23 protein-coding genes and 1 tRNA gene are annotated in these 25,224 nt (G+C 66.3%); 9 read left to right on the top strand and 15 right to left on the bottom strand.

Annotated elements, in window-relative coordinates; genetic code table 11:
- Window positions 1-40: 40 nt before the first annotated feature.
- The 3 genes from trpS to AC0QTX_RS08035 all read right to left on the bottom strand — a co-directional run bounded on the left by trpS (window position 41) and on the right by AC0QTX_RS08035 (window position 3,666).
- The gene (gene trpS / locus AC0QTX_RS08045; RefSeq protein ID WP_474603303.1) at window positions 41-1,081 is read right to left on the bottom strand and encodes a tryptophan--tRNA ligase; all 1,041 of its coding nucleotides are present in this window, start codon (window positions 1,079-1,081) and stop codon (window positions 41-43) included.
- A 133-nt stretch (window positions 1,082-1,214) separates the two neighbouring features.
- Complete coding sequence (gene murJ, locus AC0QTX_RS08040; RefSeq protein ID WP_474603302.1) at window positions 1,215-2,771, bottom strand: murein biosynthesis integral membrane protein MurJ; 1,557 nt, start codon at window positions 2,769-2,771, stop codon at window positions 1,215-1,217.
- Window positions 2,772-2,955: 184 nt separating this feature from the next.
- Window positions 2,956-3,666: a DsbA family protein gene (locus tag AC0QTX_RS08035; protein ID WP_474603301.1), complete on the bottom strand. Its 711-nt coding sequence runs from the start codon at window positions 3,664-3,666 to the stop codon at window positions 2,956-2,958.
- 94 nt (window positions 3,667-3,760) lie between these two features.
- Here AC0QTX_RS08035 and AC0QTX_RS08030 point away from each other — a divergent pair, with 94 nt between their 5' ends.
- The gene (locus AC0QTX_RS08030) at window positions 3,761-4,660 is read left to right on the top strand and encodes a protein-L-isoaspartate O-methyltransferase family protein (protein WP_474603300.1); all 900 of its coding nucleotides are present in this window, start codon (window positions 3,761-3,763) and stop codon (window positions 4,658-4,660) included.
- 17 nt (window positions 4,661-4,677) lie between these two features.
- Here the strand turns inward: AC0QTX_RS08030 and AC0QTX_RS08025 are convergent, their stop codons facing one another.
- The 4 genes from AC0QTX_RS08025 to fabA all read right to left on the bottom strand — a co-directional run bounded on the left by AC0QTX_RS08025 (window position 4,678) and on the right by fabA (window position 10,661).
- Window positions 4,678-7,368: a bifunctional diguanylate cyclase/phosphodiesterase gene (locus tag AC0QTX_RS08025; RefSeq protein ID WP_474603299.1), complete on the bottom strand. Its 2,691-nt coding sequence runs from the start codon at window positions 7,366-7,368 to the stop codon at window positions 4,678-4,680.
- Between the two features lie 270 nt (window positions 7,369-7,638).
- The gene (fabI, locus tag AC0QTX_RS08020) at window positions 7,639-8,469 is read right to left on the bottom strand and encodes an enoyl-ACP reductase FabI (protein WP_474603298.1); all 831 of its coding nucleotides are present in this window, start codon (window positions 8,467-8,469) and stop codon (window positions 7,639-7,641) included.
- A gap of 160 nt (window positions 8,470-8,629) precedes the next feature.
- A complete protein-coding gene (fabB, locus tag AC0QTX_RS08015) occupies window positions 8,630-9,853 on the bottom strand; it encodes a beta-ketoacyl-ACP synthase I (protein WP_474603297.1) in 1,224 nt (407 codons plus the stop codon).
- A 286-nt stretch (window positions 9,854-10,139) separates the two neighbouring features.
- A complete protein-coding gene (fabA, locus tag AC0QTX_RS08010) occupies window positions 10,140-10,661 on the bottom strand; it encodes a 3-hydroxyacyl-[acyl-carrier-protein] dehydratase FabA (protein WP_474603296.1) in 522 nt (173 codons plus the stop codon).
- A gap of 248 nt (window positions 10,662-10,909) precedes the next feature.
- Between fabA and irrA the strand changes: the two genes are divergently transcribed.
- Both irrA and AC0QTX_RS08000 read left to right on the top strand, forming a co-directional pair.
- Complete coding sequence (gene irrA / locus AC0QTX_RS08005) at window positions 10,910-11,380, top strand: iron response transcriptional regulator IrrA (protein WP_474603295.1); 471 nt, start codon at window positions 10,910-10,912, stop codon at window positions 11,378-11,380.
- Between the two features lie 168 nt (window positions 11,381-11,548).
- Complete coding sequence (locus tag AC0QTX_RS08000) at window positions 11,549-12,424, top strand: EamA family transporter (protein ID WP_474603294.1); 876 nt, start codon at window positions 11,549-11,551, stop codon at window positions 12,422-12,424.
- Window positions 12,425-12,593: 169 nt separating this feature from the next.
- Here AC0QTX_RS08000 and AC0QTX_RS07995 read toward each other — a convergent pair whose 3' ends face one another.
- Together AC0QTX_RS07995 and AC0QTX_RS07990 are read right to left on the bottom strand one after the other, a co-directional pair.
- Complete coding sequence (locus AC0QTX_RS07995) at window positions 12,594-12,740, bottom strand: DUF3096 domain-containing protein (protein WP_474603293.1); 147 nt, start codon at window positions 12,738-12,740, stop codon at window positions 12,594-12,596.
- A 72-nt stretch (window positions 12,741-12,812) separates the two neighbouring features.
- On the bottom strand, window positions 12,813-13,349 hold the full coding sequence (locus AC0QTX_RS07990) for an SH3 domain-containing protein (RefSeq protein ID WP_474603386.1): 537 nt from the start codon (window positions 13,347-13,349) through the stop codon (window positions 12,813-12,815).
- Between the two features lie 165 nt (window positions 13,350-13,514).
- Here AC0QTX_RS07990 and AC0QTX_RS07985 point away from each other — a divergent pair, with 165 nt between their 5' ends.
- From AC0QTX_RS07985 to AC0QTX_RS07975, 3 genes are all read left to right on the top strand, one after another.
- Complete coding sequence (locus AC0QTX_RS07985; RefSeq protein ID WP_474603292.1) at window positions 13,515-14,507, top strand: 2-hydroxyacid dehydrogenase; 993 nt, start codon at window positions 13,515-13,517, stop codon at window positions 14,505-14,507.
- A gap of 156 nt (window positions 14,508-14,663) precedes the next feature.
- Complete coding sequence (locus tag AC0QTX_RS07980; protein WP_474603291.1) at window positions 14,664-15,041, top strand: response regulator; 378 nt, start codon at window positions 14,664-14,666, stop codon at window positions 15,039-15,041.
- 164 nt (window positions 15,042-15,205) lie between these two features.
- Entirely contained in the window at window positions 15,206-15,925 is a 720-nt protein-coding gene (locus AC0QTX_RS07975) for a Crp/Fnr family transcriptional regulator (RefSeq protein ID WP_474603290.1), read from the top strand.
- On the opposite strand, the gene AC0QTX_RS07970 is transcribed toward AC0QTX_RS07975, so the two are convergent.
- A complete protein-coding gene (locus tag AC0QTX_RS07970) occupies window positions 15,900-17,216 on the bottom strand; it encodes a flavin monoamine oxidase family protein (protein ID WP_474603289.1) in 1,317 nt (438 codons plus the stop codon). The two genes, AC0QTX_RS07975 and AC0QTX_RS07970, sit on opposite strands and share 26 nt — an antisense overlap.
- A 159-nt stretch (window positions 17,217-17,375) precedes the next feature.
- On the opposite strand from AC0QTX_RS07970, the gene AC0QTX_RS07965 reads away from it, so the two are divergent.
- Window positions 17,376-18,107 (top strand): sulfate transporter family protein, encoded by a 732-nt coding sequence (locus AC0QTX_RS07965; RefSeq protein WP_474603288.1) that lies wholly within the window; start codon window positions 17,376-17,378, stop codon window positions 18,105-18,107.
- Between the two features lie 20 nt (window positions 18,108-18,127).
- Here the strand turns inward: AC0QTX_RS07965 and AC0QTX_RS07960 are convergent, their stop codons facing one another.
- A complete protein-coding gene (locus AC0QTX_RS07960; protein ID WP_474603287.1) occupies window positions 18,128-19,231 on the bottom strand; it encodes a complex I NDUFA9 subunit family protein in 1,104 nt (367 codons plus the stop codon).
- Between the two features lie 315 nt (window positions 19,232-19,546).
- Between AC0QTX_RS07960 and AC0QTX_RS07955 the strand changes: the two genes are divergently transcribed.
- Window positions 19,547-19,631: transfer RNA gene (locus AC0QTX_RS07955), tRNA-Leu, on the top strand.
- A 156-nt stretch (window positions 19,632-19,787) separates the two neighbouring features.
- Here the strand turns inward: AC0QTX_RS07955 and AC0QTX_RS07950 are convergent.
- Genes AC0QTX_RS07950 through hemP form a run of 4 tightly spaced genes read right to left on the bottom strand, consistent with a single transcriptional unit; the run spans window position 19,788 to window position 22,699 of the window.
- Window positions 19,788-20,576 (bottom strand): heme ABC transporter ATP-binding protein, encoded by a 789-nt coding sequence (locus tag AC0QTX_RS07950; protein ID WP_474603286.1) that lies wholly within the window; start codon window positions 20,574-20,576, stop codon window positions 19,788-19,790.
- Window positions 20,573-21,655, bottom strand: coding sequence for a FecCD family ABC transporter permease (locus AC0QTX_RS07945; protein WP_474603285.1), 1,083 nt, complete (start codon window positions 21,653-21,655; stop codon window positions 20,573-20,575). Before AC0QTX_RS07945 ends, AC0QTX_RS07950 begins: the two co-directional genes overlap by 4 nt.
- On the bottom strand, window positions 21,652-22,515 hold the full coding sequence (locus tag AC0QTX_RS07940; RefSeq protein WP_474603284.1) for a heme/hemin ABC transporter substrate-binding protein: 864 nt from the start codon (window positions 22,513-22,515) through the stop codon (window positions 21,652-21,654). Before AC0QTX_RS07940 ends, AC0QTX_RS07945 begins: the two co-directional genes overlap by 4 nt.
- A 13-nt stretch (window positions 22,516-22,528) precedes the next feature.
- Complete coding sequence (hemP, locus tag AC0QTX_RS07935; protein ID WP_474603283.1) at window positions 22,529-22,699, bottom strand: hemin uptake protein HemP; 171 nt, start codon at window positions 22,697-22,699, stop codon at window positions 22,529-22,531.
- A 244-nt stretch (window positions 22,700-22,943) separates the two neighbouring features.
- Between hemP and AC0QTX_RS07930 the strand changes: the two genes are divergently transcribed.
- A complete protein-coding gene (locus AC0QTX_RS07930) occupies window positions 22,944-25,217 on the top strand; it encodes a TonB-dependent hemoglobin/transferrin/lactoferrin family receptor (RefSeq protein ID WP_474603282.1) in 2,274 nt (757 codons plus the stop codon).
- Window positions 25,218-25,224 lie beyond the last annotated feature (7 nt).

Raw genomic sequence — 25,224 nt, 5'->3', positions numbered from 1 at the left:
CAAGCGGGTCGCATGACGCTCTTTTAAGCAGCGCATGAGGTCAGCGGGCGCGCACGAATCCCACGATATCTTTGACCGCATCCATGGTGACGGAGGCCAGCGCCCGCGCCCGCGCGGAGCCGTCGGCCAGGACCGCGTCGATATGGCCGGGATCGGCCATGAGGCGGCGCATCTCGTCGGCGACCGGCGAAAGCTTCGTCACGGCCACGTCGACCAGCGCGGCCTTGAAGCCGGAGAACTGCGCGCCCCCATGCTGGCGCAGCACCTCTTCGGGAGTGGTGTCCATGAGCGCCGCATAGATCGCCACGAGGTTCTCGGCTTCGGGCCGGGTCTTGAGGCCCTCGACCTCGGAGGGCAGCGGCTCGGGATCGGTCTTCGCCTTGCGCACCTTCTGGGCGATGGTGTCGGCATCGTCCGTGAGGTTGATGCGCGAGTAATCGGACGGATCCGACTTCGACATCTTCTTCGAGCCGTCGCGGAGCGACATGACCCGGGTGGCCGGGCCCTGGATCATGGGCTCGGTGAGCGGGAAGAAGGCATCGCCGAAGCCGTGCGCGGCGATCGACTCGGACCAGTCGTTGTTGAACTTCTGGGCGATGTCGCGGGTGAGCTCCAGATGCTGCTTCTGGTCCTCGCCCACCGGCACATGGGTCGCGCGGTAGACCAGAATGTCGGCGGCCATCAGGTTCGGATAGGCGTAGAGGCCGACAGAGGCGTTCTCCCGGTCCTTGCCGGCCTTGTCCTTGAACTGGGTCATGCGGTTGAGCCAGCCCAGCCGCGCAACACAGTTGAACACCCAGGCGAGCTCCGCGTGCTGAGGCACCTGCGACTGGTTGAAGACGATGTGGCGTTTCGGGTCGATCCCGGCGGCGAGGAACGCGGCGGTCACCTCCCGAATCTGACGGGTGAGGTCGGCAGGATTCTGCGGCAGGGTGATCGCGTGCATGTCCACGACGCAGTAGATGCAGTCGTAGTTCTCCTGCATGGCCACGAAGCGCTTGATGGCCCCGAGATAATTCCCGAGATGAAGGTTTCCCGTGGGCTGAACGCCCGAGAACACCAGCTCCTTGAACTGCGCCATCGCCTTGAACTCCCATGGGGCGCGCATGCGAGCCGGATGAACCCGCAATCTGCCCCAGATCCTTTTTCAATGCATCGTCCTGCCCGAAGGCGGTGAGCCCGCGTTGCCGGAACATGCTTCTCTGCGGCGCGGGTTATGACAGGCCCGCGTCGGGACGCAAGGGTTCTGACGATTTTTTCGTGAGAGAGGCCCAGTCATCGCGGGTCACGGCGCCGGTCGCCAGGGCGGCCAGCGCATAAAGGGTGAAGCCGCCGAGGCAGAAAGCCGCCAGCACCAGGGGCTCCGCCTCGGGAAGCGCACTTCTGGCGCCCAGGAGCCCCAGGCTCATGAGGAGCGTTGCCGCACTCATCCGCACGAGGCGGCTCAGGCTCTGCCGCCCCGGCGCCCAGAGGCCGAATCGGAGCAGTCCCAGGATCACCGCGCCCGCGTGAACAAGGCACCCGAGGCTGACCCCCAGCGCAATCCCGGTCGGGCCGAGCGGCCAGGCGAGGAGGAGGGAGGCGGCCACGGTCACGGCCATGCCGAATCCGGCAGCTGCGAGAGCCGTCCTCAGGGAGCCGAGGGCGAAGAGGGTCTGGCTCAGGACCTTCGCCACGGTGGCGAAGGGCAGGCCCAGGCTCAGGGCCATGAGCACCAGGGCGGTGCCCTCGGCGTCGACGGACCCAAAGGCGCCGCGCTCGAAGAGAACCGTGCTGACGGGGCGGGCGAGGATGAACAGGGCGGCGCCGGCCGGCAGGGCCAGCAGAAGTGCCACCTCGAAGGCCCGGTTCTGCGCCCTCACGAGCGCCTGCCGCTCGCCGGCCTGGTGGCGCCGGGCCAGCTCCGGCAGAAGCAGGCCCGCGCTCAGGCCCGCCATGAGGCCGAGCGGCAGCTGCATCACCCGCTCGGCGTAATAGAGCCAGGACACGCCGGAGGGCCAGAACGAGGCGATCTGGGTGGCGGCGAGAAAGTAGATCTGCACCGCGCCGCTCGCCGCCAGCACGGGAAGCCCGGCAAGCAGCAGGCTCTTCAGGAGAGGCGACCAGCGAGGACGGCCAAAACGGACAAGGCGTGGGCCGCCCCGCAGGAGCGCTGCGGCCACGAGGGCGAGCTGGATCAGCCCGGCGAGGGTCGAGGCGGCCGCGAGCCATGCAGCCTTCAGGGCGAGAGGAAGCTCGAATCCGGTCTCAAGCACCACGAGTGCCAGGATTAGACCGCCGTTCACCGCCAGCGGCGCAAGCGCCGTTGCGGTGAAGCGCCCCCGCCAGTTGAGAACGGCCGCCCCGATGGAGGCGAGCGTCACGCAGATCACGATCGGAAAGGACAGGCGGGTGTAGAGCGCAACCAGGGCCAGCGTCCCGGCATCGTCGTGCAGGCCCGGCGCGAGGAGGAAGGCGAGCAGGCCTGCGCCGATCTCGACCAGTCCCGTGAGCGCCAGCAGCGCAAGGGCGAAGACGCCAAGCACGTCGCCGGCCACCTTCGCCCCTTCGTCCGGCTCCAGGCGGCTCAAGGCGGGCACGAGCGCCGGGTTGAGCCCGCCTTCGCCGACGATGCGCCGCACGAGGCTCGGCAGGCGGAAGGCTGCGAGAAACGCATCCGCCACAGGGCCTGCCCCCAAGGCCTGCGCGAACAGCACATCACGCGCAAAGCCGAGGATGCGCGAGGCGACGGAGCCGAGGCCGACCAGGAGGGAGGAGCGGATGAGCGACATGCGCTCCGAGGCTTAATGGGTCGCCCGATAGGCCGCAACTTTCCCTTATAAGGGTGACCGGGTGAGACCTTTCCGTCATGGCCGGGCTCGTCCCGGCCATTCCGATGATGTGAGGCGGAAGCGCTTTATGCAATCGGGATCACCGGCACAGGGCCGGTGATGACGGCGGCTCGATGGGAGCGCGTTAGCCCCTCGCCTGCGCGATCGCCTCGCGCTTCTGGGCAAGCGTCATGCCGCCGACGTAGGATTGCGTGGCGACCAGAAAGGACGGGGTGGCGACGAAGCCCAGCGAGTCACCGAGTTTGAGGGTGTCCTTCATCCACTGCGTCGTGCGCTCGGCATCGGCGGTTTCTTCCAGGCGCTTGCGGTCCCCGCCGAGGCGCTCCGCTTCCGAAAGTGCCCGTGCCCCGTCCACTGCGCCGCGCAGGCGAAAGAGCGCCAGGTGCAGGTCGAGATAGCGCTCGGGGCCCTGGAGCTGGAGATAGGCGAGCGCCGCCTTGTGGGCCGTCACCGAGGGCACGCCGAGCACGGCGAAATTCACCAGCACGTAGGAGAGGTCCGGCTCCGCCTTCAGGAGCTGTGGCAGATCCTGGGCCGACCGTTTGCACCAGGGGCAGTTGTAGTCGAAGTATTCGATCATGATCACGTCGCCATGAGGGTGGCCGAGCCGCACGGCACACGGCAGCGCGAGGGTGTCCTCCACCAGCTCGATGGGGACGAGCTGCGGCTCCGGCGCGGCTTGCGCGAAGGCGGGAATGCCGGTGCCGGACACGGCAAGACCGGCCAGAAGGGTGCGGCGGGACAGGATCATGACAAAACCAACTCGACGGGAGGGAAGCCCCTCGTGACGCCGGATCGTGGCGATGGCAAGGCCAAGGTTTGCCGTCTCGCACACTCGTGAAAGATCGGCCTGATCATGATGTCCGGCTACTCAGTTGCACTTGGCGCTGCTTGCGCCGACAATCGCCGCCGCAGATGAGGAATGCCCGATGACTTCCGCTTTTAGCCAGGACGAACTGGCCGTGATCCGGCGCGCCTACGCCAAGCAGATTCTCGCGCTCTCAGGCATTGCGGACGATCCCAGACTCGAGGAGGCCTTCGCCGCCGTTCCGCGCGAGCGCTTCCTCGGCGCGCCGCCCTGGCTGATGTCGCGCGGGCCAAGAGGCTACGAGACCGTCGCATCGCACGACCCGGCGGTGCTCTATCAGGACGCGCTCTTCGCCCTCGCGTCGGAAAACGGCGTCAACAACGGCAGCCCGTCCCTCCATGCCCGCTGCCTGCATGCCCTGTCCCTGCGCGAGGGCGAGCGCGTGGCTCATATCGGTGCGGGAACGGGCTACTACACGGCGCTTCTGGCCCAACTCGTGGGTGCAAAAGGACATGTGCTCGCGGTCGAGTTCGATCCCGTTCTTGCCGAGCGCGCCGGGGACAATCTGGCGGATCGATCCAACGCCACCGTCGTTCAGGGCGACGGTGCCGAATGGCCGCGCGAGGATGTGGATGCGGTCTACGTGAATTTCGCCGTCGAGCGGCCGGCCGAGGCCTGGATCGATCACCTCAAGCCGAATGGCCGGCTCATCTTCCCTCTCGGCGTTCCGCGGCCGAGGCCGAGTCCGGGGGGCGGGACGCATTCGCTTCATGGGGCGGGATTGTGCGTGACGCGGAAAAGTGCCGGCCTTGCGGTGCAGTGGCTCGGCCAGGTTTCCTTCGTCTGTGCGGAAGGCCGCCTGTCGCAGCCGGGAGAGGAGAGACAGGCGCTGCAGGCCGCCTTCGAGAGCGGCGGGATGGAATTCGTGCGCAGCCTGATCTGGCGGGGGAGCGCCCCGCCCGGACGGTGCTGCTTCACCGGATCGGGCTGGGCCCTGTCCTATGACGAGGTGCCGGATTAAGCGGCACGGGACAGGAGTTACATCCCCTGCCAGGATGTGATGAAGGACGGTACGTCGCCGGCCGGCATCGGGCGTCCGAAGTGATAGCCCTGGACCAGATCGCAGCTCATGCGCTGTAGGAGGGAGGTCTGGAAGGCGGTCTCCACGCCCTCGGCCACCACTTCGATCCCGAGATTGTGCCCGAGGCTCAGCACGGCTCTCACGATAGCGGCATCTCCCGCATCCGTTTCAAGGCCGGCCACGAAGGTCCGGTCGATCTTGATCGCGTTCACCGGAAAGCGCTTAAGGTGGGACAGGGAGGCGTAGCCGGTGCCGAAATCGTCGAGCGCGATGGTGACGCCCTCCTGGCTGAGAGTCCGCAGGGCCCGTTCCACGAACTCGGCGCCGGAGCCGAGGAACACGCTCTCGGTCACCTCCACCTCGAGACATCGGGCCGGCACCCCTGTCCGGTCCAGCTCTTCGAGCACGCGCTCCGCATAATCGCCGCGGCGGAACTCGGCGGCCGAGGCATTGATGGCGATCCGCCCGATGGGAAGGCCATCGTCGAGCCAGCGGCGCATGTCGTTCAGGATGCAGGAGCGCATGCGCTCCCCGATGGCGGTGCCGAGCTCCGTGTCGTTGAACGCCGGGGCGATCTTTTCCGGCGACTGGATGCCGCCGCGCGGATGCCGCCAGCGCAGGAGGGCCTCGAATCCGCCGAGGGCGCCGGAGGCCAGCACCACCTTGGGCTGGTAGAACGGCATGATCCAGTCGGCTCCCAGGGCCTTTGCCGCCACCTCGAGAGCCGAGGCCGTCTTCTGCGCCTCCTGGCGCAGGGCCGGGACGAACATCTTGAACGCGCTGCGGCCGGAGGTCTTGCTGTGGTAGAGGGCGAGATCCGCCTGCTTCTGAAGCTCCTCGGGGCTCGTTCCGGACCCGAGCGCGATCGCGCCGCCGATGCTGGTGCGGCAGTCCAGCGCCTTTCCGCCGCGCTTGAGCGGCGCCTGCATCCGCGACAGGATGGTCCGGGCGGTTGCGGCCACATCCTCCTCGCCGGCGGCGCCGGGCAGGATCACGGCGAACTCGTCGCCTCCTAAGCGAGCCACGACCGCGGTGGTGTCCACCGCCTGCCGCAGGCGCTGGGCGAACTCCTTCAGGAGATCGTCACCGGCATCATGGCCGAATCGGTCGTTGATCTGCTTGAGGTGATCGAGGTCCATGACCAGGAGGCCGACCGTATGAGACCTGTCCGCAATCGCGTCCAGGACCTGCTTGAGGCGTTCGCGGAAGAACCGCCGGTTGGCGAGGCCGGTGAGATCGTCGTGATAGGCGGCCCGGTGCAGCTGCTCCTCGGCGAGCTTGCGGTCATGGATGTCCTCGACCGTCCCGTACCAGCGGATCACCGCGCCGTCCTCGGAAAAGCGCGGGATCGCCCTGCTCCGGAACCAGCGGTAGCTTCCATCGACCAGGCGGCCGCGGCATTCCACGTCCAGCGGCTCACTCGTGCGGACGGCCTCGATCCACTTCTGTCGGACCAAAGGCAGATCGTCGGGGTGCACGACCCGGGCCCAGCCGGAGCCCACGGTATCGTCCGCTGGAATCCCCATCAGCTGGTTCCAGCGGGTGGAGGTGCTGAGGATGTTGCCCTGACTGTCCGCTGTCCAGGGGATCTGGGGGTTCAGCTCCACCGAGTAGCGGTAGTGCTCCTCGCTCTCGCGCAGGGCCGCCTCGCCCCGCTGTCGCTCGAGGGCCAAGGCCGCCAGATACGGCACGGCGTCGATGCTCTCCATCTCGGCCTGCGTCGGGACCCGCGGCTCGGCATAGTAGAAGCCGAAGGTGCCGAGCACCTCGCCGGAGCGCGAGAGGATCGGCTTCGACCAGCAGGCCCGCAGGCCGTGCTGCAGGGCGAGATCGCGCCATGGGGCCCAGAGCGGATCGCTGGCGATATCGGAGACGATCACGCTGCTGCGGCGATAGGCGGCTGTGCCGCATGACCCGACATCCGGCCCGATGGCGAGGTTGTCGACGGCGGCGTTGTAGGCGGGAGGGAGGTTGGGGCCTGCTCCATACCGGAGCCTCTGTCGCGACGGATCGAAGAGAAGGATCGAACAGCGCGCGCCGGAGATCTGGTCCTCAGCCAGGCAGCAGAGCGCCGTCACCACGTCGCCGAGCGCCCGTCCGGCGGCGATCATCTCCAGAACCCGGGTATGTCCCTGGTGGGTCAGTTCGGCAAGCTTGCGGTCATGGATGTCCTGGGTGGTGCCGTACCAGAGGATGACCGCACCGTCCTCGTTCCGGCGTGCTCCGGCGCTGGAGCGAAACCATCGATAGCTGCCCTCAGTCGTCCTGATCCGGTACTCGCATTCATAGGATGCACCGGATGTGAGGGTTTCCCGCCGGGCCTGCTTCAGGCGGGCGGCGTCGTCCGGATGCACGAACTGCATCCAGCCATGCCCCAGCAGGTCTTCCAGGGGATGGCCGATCGTCTCCGCCCAGCCGGGCCCCACATAAAGGATGTTCCCCTCCGCGTCGGAGACCCACGGGATCTGGTGGCTCAGCTCGATCGCGTAACGGTATAAACTCTCCCTTTCAGAGAAAACATTGCAGGCAGCATCGAATACCGTCTCGCGATGAAGACGACCTCCTGAGAAAGGAGTGATGGATTGGTTGCGATGCATTGAGCGAGCTTGATAATACTGCAAGATGAAGACGAAAATCTTGACCGACATGGGTCCATCTGTCCATGCGGCACAGGATATCTTGCAGTTGCAAGGGTTAATTAAGTAGGCAATCGACCTTTCCTTTACGGCTTCCGAAGCCTCGCTGCGTTTGCTTGCGGAGGGAACGCGGATGCTGTCCGCCGCGAAGCAGCTTCGTTAAGGATGTTGATAGGGTTTCGGAGGGCAGCCGGACCGAACGTCGAAAGGCCGGCCGTCTTGCGACGGTCGGCCTCAAAAATGTTCGGGCATCGATCCGGGATCGGCGGGAAAGGTCCGGCGTCAGTCTTCCTCGCCCGTCACGCCGGCGGCATCCTGGGCCTTGAGCACCTCGGGCCGCGGCATGGAGATGATGTTGTAGCCGGAATCCACGTAGTGGATCTCGCCGGTCACGCCGCGGGAAAGATCCGACAGCATATAGAGGGCAGCACCCCCCACATCCTCGATGGTGATGTTCTGGCGCAGGGGCGAATGGGCCTTCTGATAGGTGAACATCAGGCGCGCGTCGGCGATGCCCGCGCCCGCGAGCGTCCGCACGGGACCGGCCGAGATGGCGTTGCAGCGGATGCCGGCGGGCCCGAGATCGTTGGCGATGTAGCGTACGCTCGCCTCCAGCGCCGCCTTGGCCACGCCCATCACGTTGTAGTTCGGCATGACCCGGGTGGAGCCGCCATAGGTCAGCGTCAGGAGCGAGCCGCCCTGCCGCATGCGCCTGGCGGCGCGCTGGGCGATCTCCGTGAAGGAGAAGCAGGAGATCACCATGGTGCGCGAGAAGTTCTCGCGGGTGGTGACATCCACGTAAGGACCCTTGAGCTGAGACTTGTCGGAGAAGCCGATGGCATGGACCACGAAGTCGAGGCCGTCCCAATGCTTGTCGAGGGTGTCGAACACCGCGTCCACGGAGGCGAGATCCTCCACGTCGCAGGGGACCACAAGGTTGGAGCCCAGCGACTGCGCCAGCGGGGCCACGCGCTTGCCGAGCGCCTCGCCCTGATAGGTGAAGGCGAGCTCCGCCCCATGCTGCGCCACCGCCTTGGCGATGCCCCAGGCGATGGAGTGGTCGTTCGCGACGCCCATGATGAGGCCGCGCTTTCCTTGCATCAGACCGGTCACGTGGATCCCCCTCTGCATCGGCTCCAGGGTGCGACGCCAATTGTTATGAAAGTGTGCATCGCGAGCCGAAAATTGTGGTGTGGTCAGGCATGTCCATGCGACGTCCCCTTGGAAGAACCGGGACATCGCACGGACCTGTCTCAGGTTGATGACTTAAGCCTTACCCGTTGTGGCGGCTGAAGACGAGTGTGGCATTGGTGCCGCCGAAGCCGAAGGAGTTCGACAGGACGGTGTCGATCCTGGCGTCGTCGACGCGCTTGCGCACGATGTTCATGTCGGCGAATTCCGGATCGATCTCGTCGATATGGGCGCTTTCGCAGATGAAGCCGTTGTTCATCATCAGCAGCGAATAGATCGCCTCCTGCACGCCGGTGGCGCCGAGCGAATGGCCGGTGAGCGATTTCGTAGCAGAAATCGGCGGGCACTTGTCGCCGGAGCCGAAGACCGTGCGGATCGCCTCGATCTCCTTCTGATCGCCCACGGGAGTCGAGGTGGCGTGCGGGTTGATGTAGTCGACCGGGTTGTGTACGTCCTTCAGGGCCATGCGCATGCAGCGGATCGCGCCCTCGCCCGAGGGGGCCACCATGTCGTAGCCGTCCGAGGTCATGCCGTAGCCGACGATCTCGCCGTAGATGCGGGCGCCGCGGGCCTTGGCATGCTCCAGCTCCTCCAGCACCAGCACGCCTGCGCCGCCGGCGATGACGAAGCCGTCGCGGTTGACGTCATAGGCGCGCGAGGCGCGCGCCGGGGTGTCGTTGTACTTGGTGGACATGGCCCCCATGGCGTCGAAGAGATTGGACATGGACCAGTCCAGATCCTCGCAGCCCCCGGCGAACATCACGTCCTGCTTGCCGTACTGGATCATCTCGTAGGCATTGCCCACGCAATGGTTCGAGGTCGCGCAGGCCGACGAGATGGAATAGTTCACGCCCTTGATCTTGAACCAGGTCGCCAGCGTCGCCGAAGCCGTGGAGGACATGGCCTTGGGCACCGCGAACGGACCGATGCGCTTGGGGCCCTTCTCGCGGGTGATGTCGCCAGCTTCCAGGATGATGCGGGTGGAGGGACCGCCCGAGCCCATGATGATGCCCGTGCGCTCGTTGGAGATCTCGTTCTCCTCGAGGCCGGCATCCCGGATCGCCTGGTCCATGGCCACATGGTTCCAGGCCGTGCCCTTGGCATGGAACCGCATGGCGCGGCGGTCGACGATCTCCTCGGGGTTCAGGCTCGGGGCGCCCTGCACCTGGCAGCGGAAGCCGTATTTCGCGAAATCCTCAGCCTTGCTGATGCCGGATCTCGCTTCCCGCAGAGAGGCCAGCACCTCCTGCGTGTTGTTGCCGATGGACGACACGATGCCCATTCCGGTGACGACGACGCGCCTCATAGCCTACCTCTTCTAAGGACCTTCACTGCCGGCCTGTCCCGGAGACGTAAGGCCGACCCTGCTCAATCTCAACCGTGAGCCTGCGATTGGTTGACGGCACAATGCGAAAACCAGAGGCCCCTGCCGCCGAGCAGTGAGGCCGGTTTTCCGAAAAAAGCAGGCTTTGTCAACAGGATGTGGGCACGGCGTTGGCCCGATCGCCGACGCCGTGATGAATTCCAGAGCATCGGACCCAAAAGTGGATTTGCACTTTCGGGATCCATCCATTGCTTCTTCTTGGGATGCGCTAGCCGCCGACTGGGGCTTCGGCCTGGAACAGTCCGACCCGCATATCCTTGGCCTCGTAGATCCGGCGCCCGTCGGCCTCGAGCCAGCCGTCGGCGATGCCGAGCACCAGCTTGGACCGGAAGACCCGCTTGAGATCGACGCCGTAGACCACCTTCTTGACGCTGGGCAGCACCTGGTCGGAGAACTTCACCTCGCCGACGCCGAGCGCCCGGCCGCGGCCCGGAGAGCCGCCCCAGCCGAGGAAGAAGCCGGTCATCTGCCAGAGGGCGTCGAGGCCGAGGCAGCCCGGCATCACCGGATCGCCCTTGAAGTGGCAGGGGAAGAACCAGAGGTCCGGCCGCACGTCGAGTTCCGCCACCACATGGCCCTTGCCGTAGGCGCCGCCATCCTCGCCGATGGAGGTGATGCGGTCGAACATCAGCATGGGCGGGAGCGGCAACTGCGCATTGCCGGGACCGAACAATTCTCCGCGCCCGCAGGCAAGGAGCTCTTCATAATTAAAGCTGGACTGGCGGGCCATGCCGGGTGCCGATCCTTTCCCTAGCGTCTCGAATGGGCCTCAAGAAAGCCTCGGGGCCATGGTGCGGCTCTGGTAGCACAGGCTTGGCCGTCCATCAAAGGGACCCGAGCCGGATTCTTCGATCCCCGAGGATCATCTCGAGAGCCTGTCATTCCAAATGTCGCCCTTGGGCTAGCCTTGCGGCAACCCTCTCGCTTTCTTATTATCGTGATGTTAGAAGCGCGCATTCGTCCATTCAGTTCCGTGACATGACCGATCCTTTGTCCGCCTACATCGCATCCACCACCGCTCCGGCTCACCGGAAGGGCTGCCCCGTGTCCGAATTGCGGGACAAGCTGCGGCGCGTGGGCCTGCGCCCGACCCGCCAGCGCGTGTCCCTGGGCTGGCTCCTGTTCGGCAAGGGCGACCGGCACATCACGGCCGAAATGCTCTTCGACGAGGCGACCCGCGCCCGCGTGCCGGTGTCGCTTGCGACCGTCTACAACACCCTGCACCAGTTCACGGAAGCCGGCCTCCTGCGACAGCTCGCGGTGGACGGCGCCAAGGCCTACTTCGACACCAACCCGACCGAGCACCACCATTTCTTCCTCGAGGACGAGGGCGAGCTCGTGGACATGCCGATCTCGGGCCTGAGCGTCGCCGACCTGCCGCAGCCGCCCGACGGCATGGAAGTGGCCGGCGTCGAAGTGATCGTGCGCCTGCGCCGCAAGGGTGCTTGAGCATCATCTCCTGAAGCGGCGTCCGGGATTGACCGCATCGGGCGAAAAAGTGGCCCCGGTTTTCGCTAGCGCGGCCCGCTGGGTCCGCCTCAGACGAGGCGCCGCTTAAGGGATTGAGCATAGGATCAATCCCAAAAGTGCCTTCCACTTTTGGGTTCGATGTTCCAGATGCCGCTCAGCCATATCCTCGTCGCCCTTCTCGTCACGGCCATCTGGGGCCTGAGCTTCGTGGTCATCAAGCTCGGGGTCGGCACCACGCCGCCCCTGCTGCTGGCGGCCCTTCGCTTCTTCTTCGCCGCGATCCCGGCCGTCTTCTTCGTTCCGCGCCCGAAGACCAGTTGGAAGAACGTGGTGGCCTACGGCTTCTTCCTCGGCGTCGCCCAGTTCGGGCTGCTCTTCGCCGCCATCGCGTTCGGCATGCCGGCGAGCCTCGCCTCGGTGGTCATGCAGGCGCAGGTCTTCTTCACGGTGCTCTTCGCGGCCCTCCTCATGGCCGAGCGGCCCGGGCCGCATCAGCTGATGGGCGGCGTTGTTGCCGGTTTCGGCCTCGTCCTCATCGCCTGGCCGCGCATGACCGGCGGGGGCGCCGGACCCTTCGTCATGACGGTGATCGCCGCCGCCTGCTGGGGGGTGGCCAACATCGTGTCCAAGCGCGCCGGCCGGGTCGACATGCTGGGCTATATCGTCTGGTCGAGCCTGGTCGCGCCGCTGCCGCTGCTGGGCCTGTCGTTATGGCTCGACGGTCCTGCCGCGGTGATCGCCGCGCTGACCCGGATGGACGACGGGACGTTCGCGGCGGTAGCCTATCTCGCCTATCCCACCACGGTGTTTGCCTTCGGGATCTGGGCCTATCTGCTCTCCCGCCACCCGGCCGCCACCGTGACGCCCTTTGCCCTGTTCGTGCCGGTTGCCGGGATCCTGGGCTCGACCCTGATCCTGGGCGAGGCCATGCATCCGATCGAGGCCGTCGGCGGGGCGATCATCGTGCTCGGGCTCGCCTTCAACGTGTTCGGTCCGCGCCTCCTGGGGCGCCGGGTCGTTTGAGCCACACTGTCATTCCGGGGCCGCGCAGCGGAGCCCGGAATCCATAACCGCTAACGCTGCAGAAACTGGCGCAACGCAGTTCGCCTTCTTGAAACGCCGTGCTTATGGATTCCGGGCTCGACCAAAGGTCGCCCCGGAATGACAGTGTGGAGAGCGGGCTCTTAACTTTTCAGCGGATGAAGCCGTAGCCCACGAGGCCGTAGACGATCAGGAAGATCGCCACGAAGACGTTGAGAAAACGGGGAACGACCAGGGAGGCGACGCCCAACGCGATGGCAAGGATCGGGAGCAGCTTGAAACTCAGGTTCAGACTCATGGAGGAGGCTTCCGCGGATCGGGTTACGTTGTTGCCTTCTACCCCGGCAATTCTTGAGAAATCGGTAAAAGTTTATTCGACCGTCTCGTTGGGATAGACGCCCCACAGCTTCTCCTGCTGGATGTAGCCGTCCACGTCGCGGGCGCCCTCCATGGTGATCATCACCCGGCACCACTTGCCGTCGCAGCCCTTCACGTTGGTGATCACGCTCGGCTGGAGATGAGCCGCCACGCCGCTCTTCTCGTCGGCTTGGTCGAAGAGGCTGATCGGAGGCTGGTTGCCCTTGGCCCAGGGCATGACGAGGGCCGTGCGGCGCCCCGAGAGGAGCGAATGGAGAACCCAGCCCTCGGTGCCCTCCGAATCGCGGATGCGCCGCCAGGTCTCGTACTCGGCGATGATCTCCACGGGGAGCCCCGCGCGCTGGAACACCCAGGCGGTCCGGTGGTCCTTGGAGGGTCCCTCGCGCAGGTTCACCCGGTCGGTCTTGAGGCTGACATAGCGGGGCACGGGCAGGCCGGTGCCCAGGCGTCCGCCCGGAGGCTGCTGCTGGGCAAAAGCCGCTCCGGCGGTCAGGCTCACGACAGCAAGGGCAAGGACGGTCTTGCGCATGGTTTTCCCGATCATGACTTTGTCTTGGATGGCAGGCTCTGGTAGAGAAGCTTGACGAATGCCGCCACGCGGCGGGTCGTCACCTTTGATCGCCGAAACGGGGTTAAGAGAGCGTGAAACTCTTTCCACTTCGCGGCTTTTTCAGTGCTGAGGGTTTTTAGGCCGATGAAAAAAAGACCCTTGGTCGTTGTCACCCGCCGCCTGCCGGACGTGATCGAGACGCGCCTGCGCGAATTGTTCGACACCCGCCTCAATCTCGAGGACAAGCCGCTCTCAGCCGAAGAACTCGCGGAGGCGGTCAAGACGGCCGACGTGCTGGTTCCCACCATCACCGACGAGATCGACGCGGCCGTCATCGGGCAGGCCGGACCCAACCTGAAGCTCATCGCCAATTTCGGCAACGGGGTCGACAACATCGACGTGGCGGCGGCGGTGGCCCAGGGCATCACCGTCACCAACACCCCCGGGGTCCTCACCGAGGACACGGCGGACATGACCATGGCGCTGATCCTGGCGGTGGCCCGCCGCCTTCCGGAGGGCGCGCGCGTCATCCCCGACGGGGAGTGGGCCGGCTGGTCGCCCACCTGGATGCTGGGGCGGCGCATCACCGGAAAGCGCCTGGGCATCGTGGGCATGGGCCGCATCGGCCAGGCGCTCGCCCGCCGGGCCAGGGCCTTCGGCCTGTCGATCCACTACCACAACCGCCGCCACGTGCCGCCGAGGATCGAGGCGGAGCTCGAGGCCACCTATTGGGAATCCCTCGACCAGATGCTGGCCCGCATGGACATCGTGTCCGTGAACTGCCCGCATACGCCCGCCACCTATCACCTGCTCTCGGCGCGGCGGCTCAAGCTCATGAAGCCCGACGCGATCCTGGTGAACACCGCCCGCGGCGAGATCATCGACGAAGGAGCCCTCACCAAGCTCATCGAAGCCGGCGCCATCGCGGGCGCGGGCCTCGACGTGTTCGAGGAGGAGCCGGCCGTCAATCCGCGCCTCGTGCGGCTGGCCAAGCAGGGCAAGGTGGTGCTCCTGCCCCATATGGGCTCGGCGACGCACGAGGGGCGCGTCGCCATGGGCGAGAAGGTGATCGTCAACATCCGCGCCTTCGTGGACGGCCACAAGCCGCCGGACCGCGTGCTGCCCAGCATGCTCTGAACCCGCTGCAGAACCGGGGTGAAAGCCCGGACATCCGTGAATTTCCGAACGGATGCTCTTGCTCCGGCGTTAGTCTAACATATGTTAATCAATACGAGGTGCGAGTCGGTCCGCATTCTTCCGACCCCTTTCATCCGGCGCGAGAAACCTGTCCTGATGAAATCCCCTTCGTCTCCCCTGCGACCTGTTGTGCTCCTGGTGGAGGACGAGCTCTTCGTCCGCATGGCAACGGCCGATGCCCTCATGGATGCCGGGTTCGAGGTGATCGAGACGGTCAATGCGGAAGCCGCGCAGGAGATGCTCGCGCGTCGCGCGGATATCCAGGTCCTGTTCACCGACGTGAAGATGCCAGGCGCCATGGACGGGCTCGAACTCGCAGCCCTGGTCCGGCGCCGGTGGCCTCACATCCTGGTCGTGATCACCTCCGGGCATCTCAAGCCGGAGTGCGATGAATTGCCGGACGATACCGTGTTCATTGCCAAACCCTATGGCGAGAAGGCTCCGGCCGCTGTGATCCAGGCCCTTCTGACCTGACGCCGGACAGGAAGGCTTTGCGCCTCCATTCCTCTCCCGAATGTGAAGGTGTGGGCGGCCTCCCGATGCAACCGAAAACCATCTTGAGCATAAACATATGTGAGTGCGGCTAAGAACGGAGTTTGGCCAGAACAGGGCTGTTTCTATCCTCAGCAATGACCCGTATGACCAACCCCCTGATCCTGAAGCTCGAACAGCGCGATCAGCTCTCCGATGAAGAGAAGAGAGTGCTGGACAACGCGATTTCTCGCGTTCGGGTGGTGGAAGCCGATGAGGATATCGTGCGCGAGGGCGACCGCCCGACCGAGAGCTCCCTGCTCCTGGACGGGTTTGCCGCCCGCTACAAGATCGTCTCGAACGGACGGCGGCAGATCTCCGCCCTTCACGTGCCGGGCGACTTTCTCGATCTGCACAGCTTCCTCCTGAAGACGATGGATCACGGGGTTCTGGCGCTCACCACCTGCCGCATCGCAGCCGTCCCGCATGCGACCCTCGAGAAGATCACCGACGAATACCCGCACCTGACCCGGATGCTCTGGCTGAACACCCTGATCGACGGGGCCATTCACCGGGAGTGGCTGACCGCCATGGGCCGTCTTTCCGCCACGGCCCATATGGCGCATCTGGTCTGCGAGCTTTACCTGCGCCTCAAGGCCGTCGGCCGCGCCGAGGGGGACACGGTCCAGTTTCCCATCACCCAAGCGGAGCTCGGCGATACGCTGGGGCTCTCGACCGTCCACGTGAACCGGGTGCTGCAGGAGCTGCGCAAGGAAGGGCTGATCCGTTTTCAGGGCAATGCGCTCACCATTCTCGACTGGGAGCGGCTGAAGAAGACGGGCGAGTTCACCTCCACCTATCTCAGCCTGCAGAACGAGGACCGGTAAGCTTCGCGACGATCTCGCCGGCGGCCCGCTCGCCCTCCTCCCAGGCGCCCCCCGCCGTGCCCCATTGCGCGCGCGACAGCGCCTCGCCGCCAAACCAGATCCGCTCACCCACCGGCGCCTTCAGGATGTCGCGGATGGGATAGAGACCCGGCGGCACCACCGCCCAGGAGGCGCGCGACAGGGGATCGTGGCGCCAGGCGGTGCTGTGCAGGGCTGCGAGATTTCGAATCGACCGATGGCCGAAATGCTCCGCCAGCACCGCGCGTGCATAGCGATGCGGCGCGTGAGCATCGCGCCGGTCGAGGTCGGCGGCGGTGGGCTGGTCGAGCTCGAAGAAATGGAGCGGGGTGTTGTCGATGCGGGTGAGGAGCCCCGGCGGCTCCCGGTGCCTGCCGGTGAGGGTCGCCAGGCGATCCGCCCCGCGGAAGGGCGAATCCGGCCAGTGCAGCACCACATGCTCGTAGACGCCCTGGGTGAAGCCGTGGATCGCCTCCTGGACGGCCTTCGGCAGGGCGGGTGCAAAGCGGATCGCGTCCTGCTGCAGCACCGCCATGGGCGTGGTCACGATGACGGCTTTCCCGCGCAGCGTTCCGGCGGCGGTCTCGACCCGCACGCCGTCTCCCGACCAGTCGATGAGCCGCACAGCGGTGCCGAGACGGATCGGCAGACCTTTCGCCAGGCGGCCGATATAGGCCCCAAGCCCTCCGGCGATGAAGAGGTTGTCGGCATATTCCATGCTCGGGAAGTCATGCAGGCTGACCTCGCCGAGGGGCCGGCCCGAGACGAGCCCGTGGATGGAAGCGACCCGCCGTCCCTGCGGCCCCATGGGGGGCAGGACCTTTGCGGCCGGCTGGTCCTCGCTGGCCTTCGCTCCTTGCGTCATGGCCCGGTCGGCCGTGGCGAAGGCCCGGTCGAGGGCCGCGCCCTCGGCCCAGCTTCCCTGCCGACCCCGCATGAAGAAGTGCCCTTCCACAGGCGCCCGGCGCAGGGGCTCGCGCCGCTGACGGCCCAGCTTCACCAGCGGGTTGATCGGGCCTGCATGAAGCCAATGGGCGCCGAGATCGAGCGGATGCCCCCTGAAGGATCGCGTGAGCGTACGCCCGCCGATGCGGTGTCGCGCCTCCAGGATCGTGACCGTGAGCCCATGGGCGAGGAGATGCCGCGCAGCCGCGATGCCGGCGCTGCCCGCTCCGACGATGATCACGTCTGGATCCGCCGCAGGGCCGATCGACGATCCGGTTTCCAAAGACACAGATTCCTCCACCCCTCGCTTTGCGGCGGCTTCGTTCATAAGTAAGCTCCGCACCGCGCATCAAGCGTGGCCATGAGTGCATCGTGCGGACCCGGAGGGCCGCGCCGGCGAAAAGCCGGTTCGGCTTTCCGCAGCAGGCGATGCGCACGCGACCGTGAAAAGCATGGGGTTCATCCCCCGCCAGGAGACGAACGACAGATGCTGATCCAATCGGTTTTCGCGGCAGCCCGCGAGGTTTTCTCGCCAGCGCTGCGGCGCATCCTCTGGAAATCGATCGGGCTGACCCTGGCGCTGCTCGTCCTGGTCTGGCTCGGCCTGACGAAGCTCTTCGACATCTTCCTCACCAATCATGATCTCAGCGCCACCTACCCGATCATCGACAGCTTCGCGTTCTTCCTCGCGGGCTTCGGGCTCTTCGTGGCGCTGTTCTACCTTCTCCCGGCGGTCTCGGCCATCGTGGCGGGCTACTTCCTCGACGACGTCGCCGAGGTGGTGGAGCACAAGGATTATCCAGCCGATCCGCCGGGCCGGGCTCTGCCCTTCGGCAAGGCGATCCTCTACGGCATCCGCTTCGCTGGCCTATCGGTTCTGGTGAATCTCGTCGCCCTGCTGCTGTTCTTCATTCCGGGCGTCAACATCGGGGCGTTCTTCGTCGCCAATGCCTATCTCCTGGGGCGCGAGTATTTCGAACTGGCGGCGGGCCGCTTCTGGCCGGCGGAGGACGTGGCGCGCCTGCGCACGGAGCACCGGGGCACGGTGCTCGCCGCCGGCGCCGTGGTGGCAGGGCTCGTGCTCATCCCGGTTCTGAACCTCATCACGCCGGTCTTCGGTGCCGTGATGATGGTTCACCTGCACAAGAGGCTCACCCGAGGCTCGGCGAAAGGAGCCCTGGTGCGCCGGGAAAGCCCTGCCCCGATCGGGAAAACCTGACGGGCGGGCCGCTCAAGCCCTCAGCGGCTCGCCTGCTGGCCGATGGCCGGGCCGGAAGCCCGCTCCGGGTGGAAGTCGGATTCAGGCCCACCTGAGCGCGGGGCGAGCAGGTCCGGCATCGTCTGCGTCGCGTTGCGCTTGAGGTCGAACTGGCCGGTCTTGCGGAAGCGCACCAGATAGCTCGGCACGATCGCCTCGATGGTGGTGGGCGTGATGCCCAAGCCCTGGAGCGTGCGGCCATCTGCCGTTGCGCTCTCCGAAACCACATTGTCGCTCTCGAGCAGGATCGCCTGATCGCGGGTGGTCACGATTTCGTCCGGGATGAGGCCGAGCGTCAGCCGGTCGAGCATGCCCAGGACGCCGCCCATGGCCCGGGCCATGTTGTTCGGCATCGAGACGATCGCGCGCTTGCGCTCGGTCACCTCGAACACGAACTCCATCATCTGGCGCATGGTGCGGATCTCAGGCCCGCCGAGCTCGTAGATGCGGCCCGCCGGCACCCTGCCGTCCACCGCAGCCACGATGGCCGATGCCACATCGCCCGCATAGACCGGCTGGAACCGGGTCTCGGTGCCCGGCAGGGGCAGAATGGGCAGCATGCGGGCGAGCGTGGCGAAGCGGTTGAAGGAACTGTCGCCCGGGCCGAACAGGAGAGAGGGCCGCAGGATCACCGCATCCGGACGCTCCCGGAGCAGGGCGACCTCGCCCTCGGCCTTGGAGCGGGCATAGGCCGATTCGGAATCCGCGTCGGCCCCGATGGCCGACACATGGGTGAAGGAGACGGCTTTCTTGGCAAGCCGCGCGATCATGGCGGGCGCCTGGGCCTGGAGCGCGTCGAAGCGCTGGCGGCCCGTCTCCTGCAGGATGCCGACCAGGTTGATCACGTGGTCGGCGCGGGCCACCGCGTGGGCCACCGAATCCTCGTGGCGCAGGTTGGCGTGGATCGGGTGGATCTGCCCGACCTTCCCCAGGGGGAGGAAGTTCGCCATGTTCGGCTGCCGGGTCGGCACGAGCACCCGGTAGCCGCGCTGGGCCAGGCCGCTCACCACGTAGCGACCCAGGAAGCCCGATCCGCCGAAGACGGTGACGATTTGCTGCTCAGGCGTGCGAAGGGCACCGATCATGAAACTCTCCTGCCCGGACAAGAATGCGGTCCAGAGCTTGGGTATGAAATTTTGAATGTCTCTATAGCATCGAACCCAAAAGTGGAATCCACTTTTGGGACCCATCCGATGCTCTAATTCTTCAAGAGGCCCATCGTTCGGGGGTGAAGACCGGAGCGGCTTTTCGCGAGCGCGGCCTTTCGGGTTCGCACCATGCGCCGGTCAAAGGCCGCCGGCCTGTGAGGAGGTGCAGGCTGAAGAAAGCGCATCGGCCGCATTTTCGGTGATTGACGCGCCGCCAGAAGCACCGTAAACGAACCCTCGCCGAACAGGCAGGCCCAGGTGGCGGAATTGGTAGACGCACTGCTTTCAGGTAGCAGCGGGTAACACCGTGGAGGTTCGAGTCCTCTCCTGGGCACCATCCCTTCTTGAAGGGTTAATCTGTAAACTCCTGAAAACCGTAGAATCGTGACCGCTCCAGCGGATCGCTTCTGCGCGTACGCCGCAGCTCCCGACTGATCGATCGGCGATACTTCCTCCACATCCGACTGATCGGGTCCTCCGTGTCGGGCCGCGCCTATGCCATTGCAAGCTTCCATGGGCTGGGCGGCAGGATAGGGAAGGCCAGGGTCACGCCGAAGATCCCGGCGAGGCGGTCAGGGGTGAGCACGGCGTCGGGCGTTCCCCGGGCGGCGAGGCGGCCCCCATGCAGGAGGATCAGGTCGTCGGCGAGGTCGGCCGCCAGCTGCAGGTCGTGCAGCACCGCGATGATGGCGAGGCCGTCGCGGGAGAGGCTTCTTGCGGTCTCGAGCAGGGTCAGCTGGTGCTTCAGGTCGAGGCTGGCGATGGGCTCGTCGAGGAACAGCACCTGGCGCGCCTCCACCGTCCGCCCGGCCGCGAGCTGCGCCAGCACCCTGGCGAAATGAACCCGCTGCCGCTCGCCGCCCGAGAGGGTCTGGTAGTTGCGCAGCGCAAGATGCGCCACGTCCGCCTGCTCCAGGGCCTCGCGCGCCAGGCGCTGCCGGTCGTGGCGGGAGAGGCCGCGGCCGATTCCCTCGGTGCCGAGGCTCGCCACCTCCAAGACCGTGAAGGGAAAGCCGAGATCGGAGGCCTGCGGCATCACGGCCCTGCGATGGGCAAGACGCCAGGCAGGGATCGCGCGCAGCGGCTCCCCGTTCCAGCGCACCGTGCCGTGTGAGGGGGAAAGCTCGCCGCAGAGGAGGCGCAGGAGCGTCGACTTGCCGGCGCCGTTGGGGCCGATCACCACGCTGAAGGTGCCGCGGGCGAACGACAGGTCGATGCCGTCGACGAGCGTTCTGTTGCCGGTGCGATAGGAAAGATCCTCGGCCTCAAGCAACGCGCTCATAGGCTCATGCCTCCCGGACGACGCAGCAGCAGCCAGAGAAAGAACGGCGCCCCGATGGCAGCGGTGAGGATGCCGATGGGAAGCTCCGCCGGCGCCGCGATCGTGCGCGCCACCGTGTCGGCGGCGACGAGCAGGGCCGCGCCCAGAAGCGCCGAGGCGGGAAGCAGCATCCGGTGATCGGCACCCGCCATCAGGCGCAGCACATGCGGCACCACGATGCCGACGAAGCCGATCATGCCGGACGCTGCGACCGAGGCCCCGATGGCGACCGCCACAAGCAGGATGGCGAGCGCTTTGACCCGCTGCACCGGCACGCCGAGATGGAAGGCCTCCGCCTCGCCGAGGGCGAGCGCGTTCAGTCCGCGCGCAAGAAAGGGCATGGCGAGCAGGCACGGCAGGATGAAGGGTGTCGTCACCATCACCTTCGTCCAGGTTGCGCCGCTCAACGATCCGAGGGACCAGAACGACAGGTCGCGCAGCTGCCGGTCGTCGCTCACATACGAGAACAGGCCCATGATCGCGCCGGACAGCGCCCCGAAGGCGACGCCGGCGAGCAGCATGGTGGCAATCGAGGTGCGGCCGCTGCGCGTTGCGACGAGATAGAGTGCAAGCGTGGTCAGGAGCCCGCCGGTGAACGCCCCGATGGGCAGGGCCGTGAAGGGCAGGGGCCCGATCATGGGCGCGAGCAGGGCATCGCCGAGGACGATCGTCGTGGCGGCCGCGAGCGCTGCGCCGGCGGAGACGCCGATGAGGCCCGGATCGGCGAGCGGGTTGCGGAACAGGCCCTGCATCAGGGCGCCCGAGGAGGCGAGCGCTGCGCCGATCAAAAGCCCGAGCAGCAGGCGCGGCAGGCGCACCTGCAGGATGATGAGCCCGTCGCCGCCGAGCGCCACTGCACGGCCCGTGAGGGCATCCGCGAGGATCGTCAGCATCCGGGAGAGCGGAACCCCTGCGGCGCCGTGGCCGAGAGCCACGAGGCTCATCAGCAGGACCAGTCCGGCGAGCCCCGTCAGCAGAAGCGTCCTGTGATCGCGCAGCCTGAAGCGCATGGGGGCAGCAGCCAGTGCAGCGGAACTCATCGCCTTGCGCCGCTCACCTGATCGGGATGCAGCGCCGCCATCAGGTCTCGGGCGGCGGCGGGCGTGCGCGGGCCGAAGCCGAGGAGATAGAGCGAATCCATGACGACGAGCCGCCTGCCGTCGGCGGCGGGCGTTGCCGCAAAGGCAGGGTAAGCGAAGGGGTCGGAGGCCGCGCCGCCGGGTCCGTGGTTCATCATGACGATGGCCTCCGGCGCCGCCGCGATCAGGCCCTCGTCCGACAGGGGCTTCCAGCCGGTGAGGGACGCGGCCGCGTTGGCGGCGCCGGCCAGCGAGAGCATGGCATCGGCGGTGGTTCCCTGCCCGCCGACGAGCGGCCGTCCGTTCTGCAGCGAAAGGACGAAGAGCGTGCGCGTCGGGCGCTCGACCCCTGCCCGGGCCTCGGCGAGGTGCGCGAAGCCCGCGTTGATTTCCCCGACGAGCGCGGCACCCTGCTCAGGCGCGCCGACAGCCTGCGCGATCGCCTCGACCCGCTTCGCGATTCCGGCCGGGCTCGGTTCGTCGGGGACGCGGACGATGGCGACGCCGGCCTGCTCGATCAGCTTCAGCGCGTCCGGCGGGCCCGCACCCTCGGAGGCGATGACGAGGGTCGGGTTGAGCGAGAGGATGCCTTCCGCGCCGAGCGCGCGGACATAGCCCACATTGGCTTTGGTCTTGAGAGCCTCCTCAGGGTAAAGGCTCGTCGAATCCAGGCCCACGATCTCTCCGGCCCGGCCGAGCCGGTAGAGGATTTCCGTGACCGCGCCGCCGACGCTGACGATCCGGCGCGCGGGGGCTGCGCGCAGATGCGGGGCGCAGAGTACGAAAGGGGAGGCGAGAAGCAGCGTGCGTCGTGACAGCATCGAAAGGAGCCTTCTACTTGGTGAGGATCAGCTTGCCGTTTGCGGTGACCCGCAGGCGGTAGCGTTCGCCCCGGTGAAGCAGCACCACTTCGCGTCCCGTCCCGATCAGGCTCGCTACATCGATCTCTTTCGCCAGGGGGGCCCTGTCGGGTTTGGCTTCCGACGGTGAAGGCGGGTTATGCACGATCGTCTCCAGATTTTACTTATTCTAATTTCGGATAAATCTAAATTTCTTATGTATTCGCAGTTTAGAACTATGTAAAACTACGAATATCGTTGTCCGTATTGACGCAGTTACTTGATTTGGCTATCGGATGTAAACCCTCCTCCCGCAGGAAGGGACCAAGCAGCCAGCCAGCGTGAATTCGGTTTCTGCGCGAGCCAGCCAGTCATCAAGAAAAGCATCATGAAAGACTGGGATCGTCAGGATGATTACCTTCCTGCGCGGAGGACTTCGCGCGTCTACCTCGCCTCTCGCCCTTCTCGTTCTCTGCCCTCTCGCAGGCGCAACGCTCGCCACCGGCGCGCAGGCGCAGGTGCAGACGCAGGCTCCGGCGCCGGAAGCGCCCCTGTTCACCACGCTCGACGCCATCACCATCACGGCCGAGCGTGTGCCCACACCCGTTTATGACAGCGCCTCGACGGTCAGCGTCACGTCCCAGCAGGACATCGACCAAAGGAACATCAATTCGCCGCGCGACCTCGCCCGCGAGGAGCCTGGCGTCTCGGTGGGCAACCAGCCCAACCGCGGCGGCGCCACCAATTACGTGATCCGCGGCATCGGCGAGAACCGGGTGCGCGTGCAGATCGACGGTGTGAAGGTGCCGGACTTTCCCGAGACCAACATCGGCGCGGGCACCTATACCCGCGACTTCGTCGATTTCGACAGCCTGAAGCAGGTCGAGATCATCCGCGGTCCGTCCTCCGCGCTCTACGGCAGCGACGCCATCGGCGGCGTGGTCTCCTACGTCACCAAGGATCCGGCCGATTACCTCAACCTCGTCGGCAAGGACTGGTATCTCTCGGCCAAGACCGGACACGACACCGAGGACAGAAGCTTCCTGCAGACCTATACCGGCGCCGGGCGCTTAGGGCCGTGGGAGGCGCTCATTCTCTACACCCACCGCCAGGGCCACGAGGTGAAGCCGAACCTCGACGACGATTCAACGCTGCGACCCAACCCGCAGGATTTTACCGCCGACAGCGCGCTCGCCAAGCTCCTCTACAATGGCGGCGAATGGGGGCAGTTCAAGCTCACCGGCGAGTTCACGCGCAAGGAGGTCGGCACGGATCTTCTCAGCGACCGTTCGAATACCCCAGGCGGGGGCGGCATGCCCTTTGCCCGGGTGTTCGACTCCGATGCGGATGACACCACCACCCGTCCGCGCTTGAGCTTCGACTGGACGCTGCCCGTGACCTGGTCCGTGGCCGACACGGTGCGCACCAGCGTGTACTGGACCAAGGTGGACCGCGAGGAGAAGACGCTGCAGCAGCGCGGCACCTCGTTTGCCGGCCCGCCTACGGCGCCCGGCCGCATCCGCTTCTCGGATTTCGGCTTCGATCAGGAAATCTACGGCGCCGAGATCCAGCTCTCCGGCGTCCGGCAGTGGGGCGATTGGGAGCACAGCTTCATCTACGGCGCTTCCGTCGACGCCACCACGACCTCGCGCCCGCGCGACCGGCTCGAGCGGGACCTGGTCACGGGCGTCGTCACGCGCACCATCGCGGGCGAGACCTATCCCAACAAGAACTTCCCCGACACGGAGACGCTGCAGGCCGGCTTCTACGTCCAGGATACGGCCCGCCTGGGAAGGCTGCGGCTCATTCCCGCGATCCGCTTCGACACCTATCACCTCGACCCGAACCCGGATGAGGATTTCGCCCGGTCGAACCAGCGCGACTTTACCGTCGAGGAGCAGAACGAGTTCGCCGTCTCGCCCAAGTTCGGCGCAACGTACGACCTGACGGATCAGCTGCGGCTGTTCGGCCAGTACTCGCGCGGCTTCCGCGCGCCGCCCTACGACACGGCGAATTTCGGCTTCTCGAATCCGGTCTTCTTCTACGAGATCCTGCCGAACGGCAATCTCAAGCCCGAGACCAGCGACGGCTTCGAGGCTGGCGTTCGCGGGCGCTTCGACGACGGCTCGAGCTTCCAGGTGTCGGGCTTCTACAATTTCTACCACGACTTCATCGAGACGGTGACGGTGGGCACCTCGCCGGCGGGCCTCACCCAGTTCCAGTACCAGAACCTGTCGAACGTGAGGATCTGGGGCATCGAGGCCAAGGCCGATTGGCGCATCACGACCAACTGGTCGATCTTCGGCGCGCTGGCCTATGCGCAGGGCGAGAACGAGGAGACCGGGCTGGCGCTCGATTCCGTCGATCCGTTCACGGCCCATGCGGGCATCCGCTACGAGCACGAGGCCGGCTGGGGCGCCGAGCTTCGCGCGCGGGGCGCGGCGGCGAAGAACCAGGTCAGCGACGCGACCTATTTCCGGCCGGATTCCTACGTCACCATGGATGCGCTGGTCTTCTACAACCCGACGCCGAACCTGTCGTTCAACGTGAGCGCCTACAACCTGCTCGACGTCGAGTACCACAACGCGCAGGACGTGGTCGGCGTGCTGGCCTCCAACCGCAACCTCGACCTGCTGCGGGCTCCCGGCCGCACCTTCGCGCTCAATGCGACGGTCCGCTGGTGAGATTGTC

Source organism: Microvirga sp. jy35 (genome assembly GCF_056148915.1).
Note: the sequence above shows the minus strand (reverse complement) of the source record. Positions and strands in the feature narration are given on the sequence as shown.

Bases quoted from the DNA above. Each gene is read 5' to 3' on its own strand.
- AC0QTX_RS07985 (WP_474603292.1), top strand. From the start codon at position 13,515: ATGAAAAAAAGACCCTTGGTCGTTGTCACCCGCCGCCTGCCGGACGTG.
- AC0QTX_RS08000 (WP_474603294.1), top strand. From the start codon at position 11,549: ATGCCGCTCAGCCATATCCTCGTCGCCCTTCTCGTCACGGCCATCTGG.
- AC0QTX_RS07990 (WP_474603386.1), bottom strand. From the start codon at position 13,349: ATGCGCAAGACCGTCCTTGCCCTTGCTGTCGTGAGCCTGACCGCCGGA.
- AC0QTX_RS07970 (WP_474603289.1), bottom strand. From the start codon at position 17,216: ATGAACGAAGCCGCCGCAAAGCGAGGGGTGGAGGAATCTGTGTCTTTG.
- AC0QTX_RS07960 (WP_474603287.1), bottom strand. From the start codon at position 19,231: ATGATCGGTGCCCTTCGCACGCCTGAGCAGCAAATCGTCACCGTCTTC.
- AC0QTX_RS07965 (WP_474603288.1), top strand. From the start codon at position 17,376: ATGCTGATCCAATCGGTTTTCGCGGCAGCCCGCGAGGTTTTCTCGCCA.
- irrA (WP_474603295.1), top strand. From the start codon at position 10,910: ATGACCGATCCTTTGTCCGCCTACATCGCATCCACCACCGCTCCGGCT.
- AC0QTX_RS07980 (WP_474603291.1), top strand. From the start codon at position 14,664: ATGAAATCCCCTTCGTCTCCCCTGCGACCTGTTGTGCTCCTGGTGGAG.
- AC0QTX_RS08030 (WP_474603300.1), top strand. From the start codon at position 3,761: ATGACTTCCGCTTTTAGCCAGGACGAACTGGCCGTGATCCGGCGCGCC.
- AC0QTX_RS07940 (WP_474603284.1), bottom strand. From the start codon at position 22,515: ATGCTGTCACGACGCACGCTGCTTCTCGCCTCCCCTTTCGTACTCTGC.
- fabA (WP_474603296.1), bottom strand. From the start codon at position 10,661: ATGGCCCGCCAGTCCAGCTTTAATTATGAAGAGCTCCTTGCCTGCGGG.
- trpS (WP_474603303.1), bottom strand. From the start codon at position 1,081: ATGGCGCAGTTCAAGGAGCTGGTGTTCTCGGGCGTTCAGCCCACGGGA.
- murJ (WP_474603302.1), bottom strand. From the start codon at position 2,771: ATGTCGCTCATCCGCTCCTCCCTCCTGGTCGGCCTCGGCTCCGTCGCC.
- AC0QTX_RS08025 (WP_474603299.1), bottom strand. From the start codon at position 7,368: ATGTCGGTCAAGATTTTCGTCTTCATCTTGCAGTATTATCAAGCTCGC.
- AC0QTX_RS07995 (WP_474603293.1), bottom strand. From the start codon at position 12,740: ATGAGTCTGAACCTGAGTTTCAAGCTGCTCCCGATCCTTGCCATCGCG.
- AC0QTX_RS07930 (WP_474603282.1), top strand. From the start codon at position 22,944: ATGATTACCTTCCTGCGCGGAGGACTTCGCGCGTCTACCTCGCCTCTC.
- fabB (WP_474603297.1), bottom strand. From the start codon at position 9,853: ATGAGGCGCGTCGTCGTCACCGGAATGGGCATCGTGTCGTCCATCGGC.
- AC0QTX_RS07950 (WP_474603286.1), bottom strand. From the start codon at position 20,576: ATGAGCGCGTTGCTTGAGGCCGAGGATCTTTCCTATCGCACCGGCAAC.
- AC0QTX_RS07975 (WP_474603290.1), top strand. From the start codon at position 15,206: ATGACCAACCCCCTGATCCTGAAGCTCGAACAGCGCGATCAGCTCTCC.
- AC0QTX_RS07945 (WP_474603285.1), bottom strand. From the start codon at position 21,655: ATGAGTTCCGCTGCACTGGCTGCTGCCCCCATGCGCTTCAGGCTGCGC.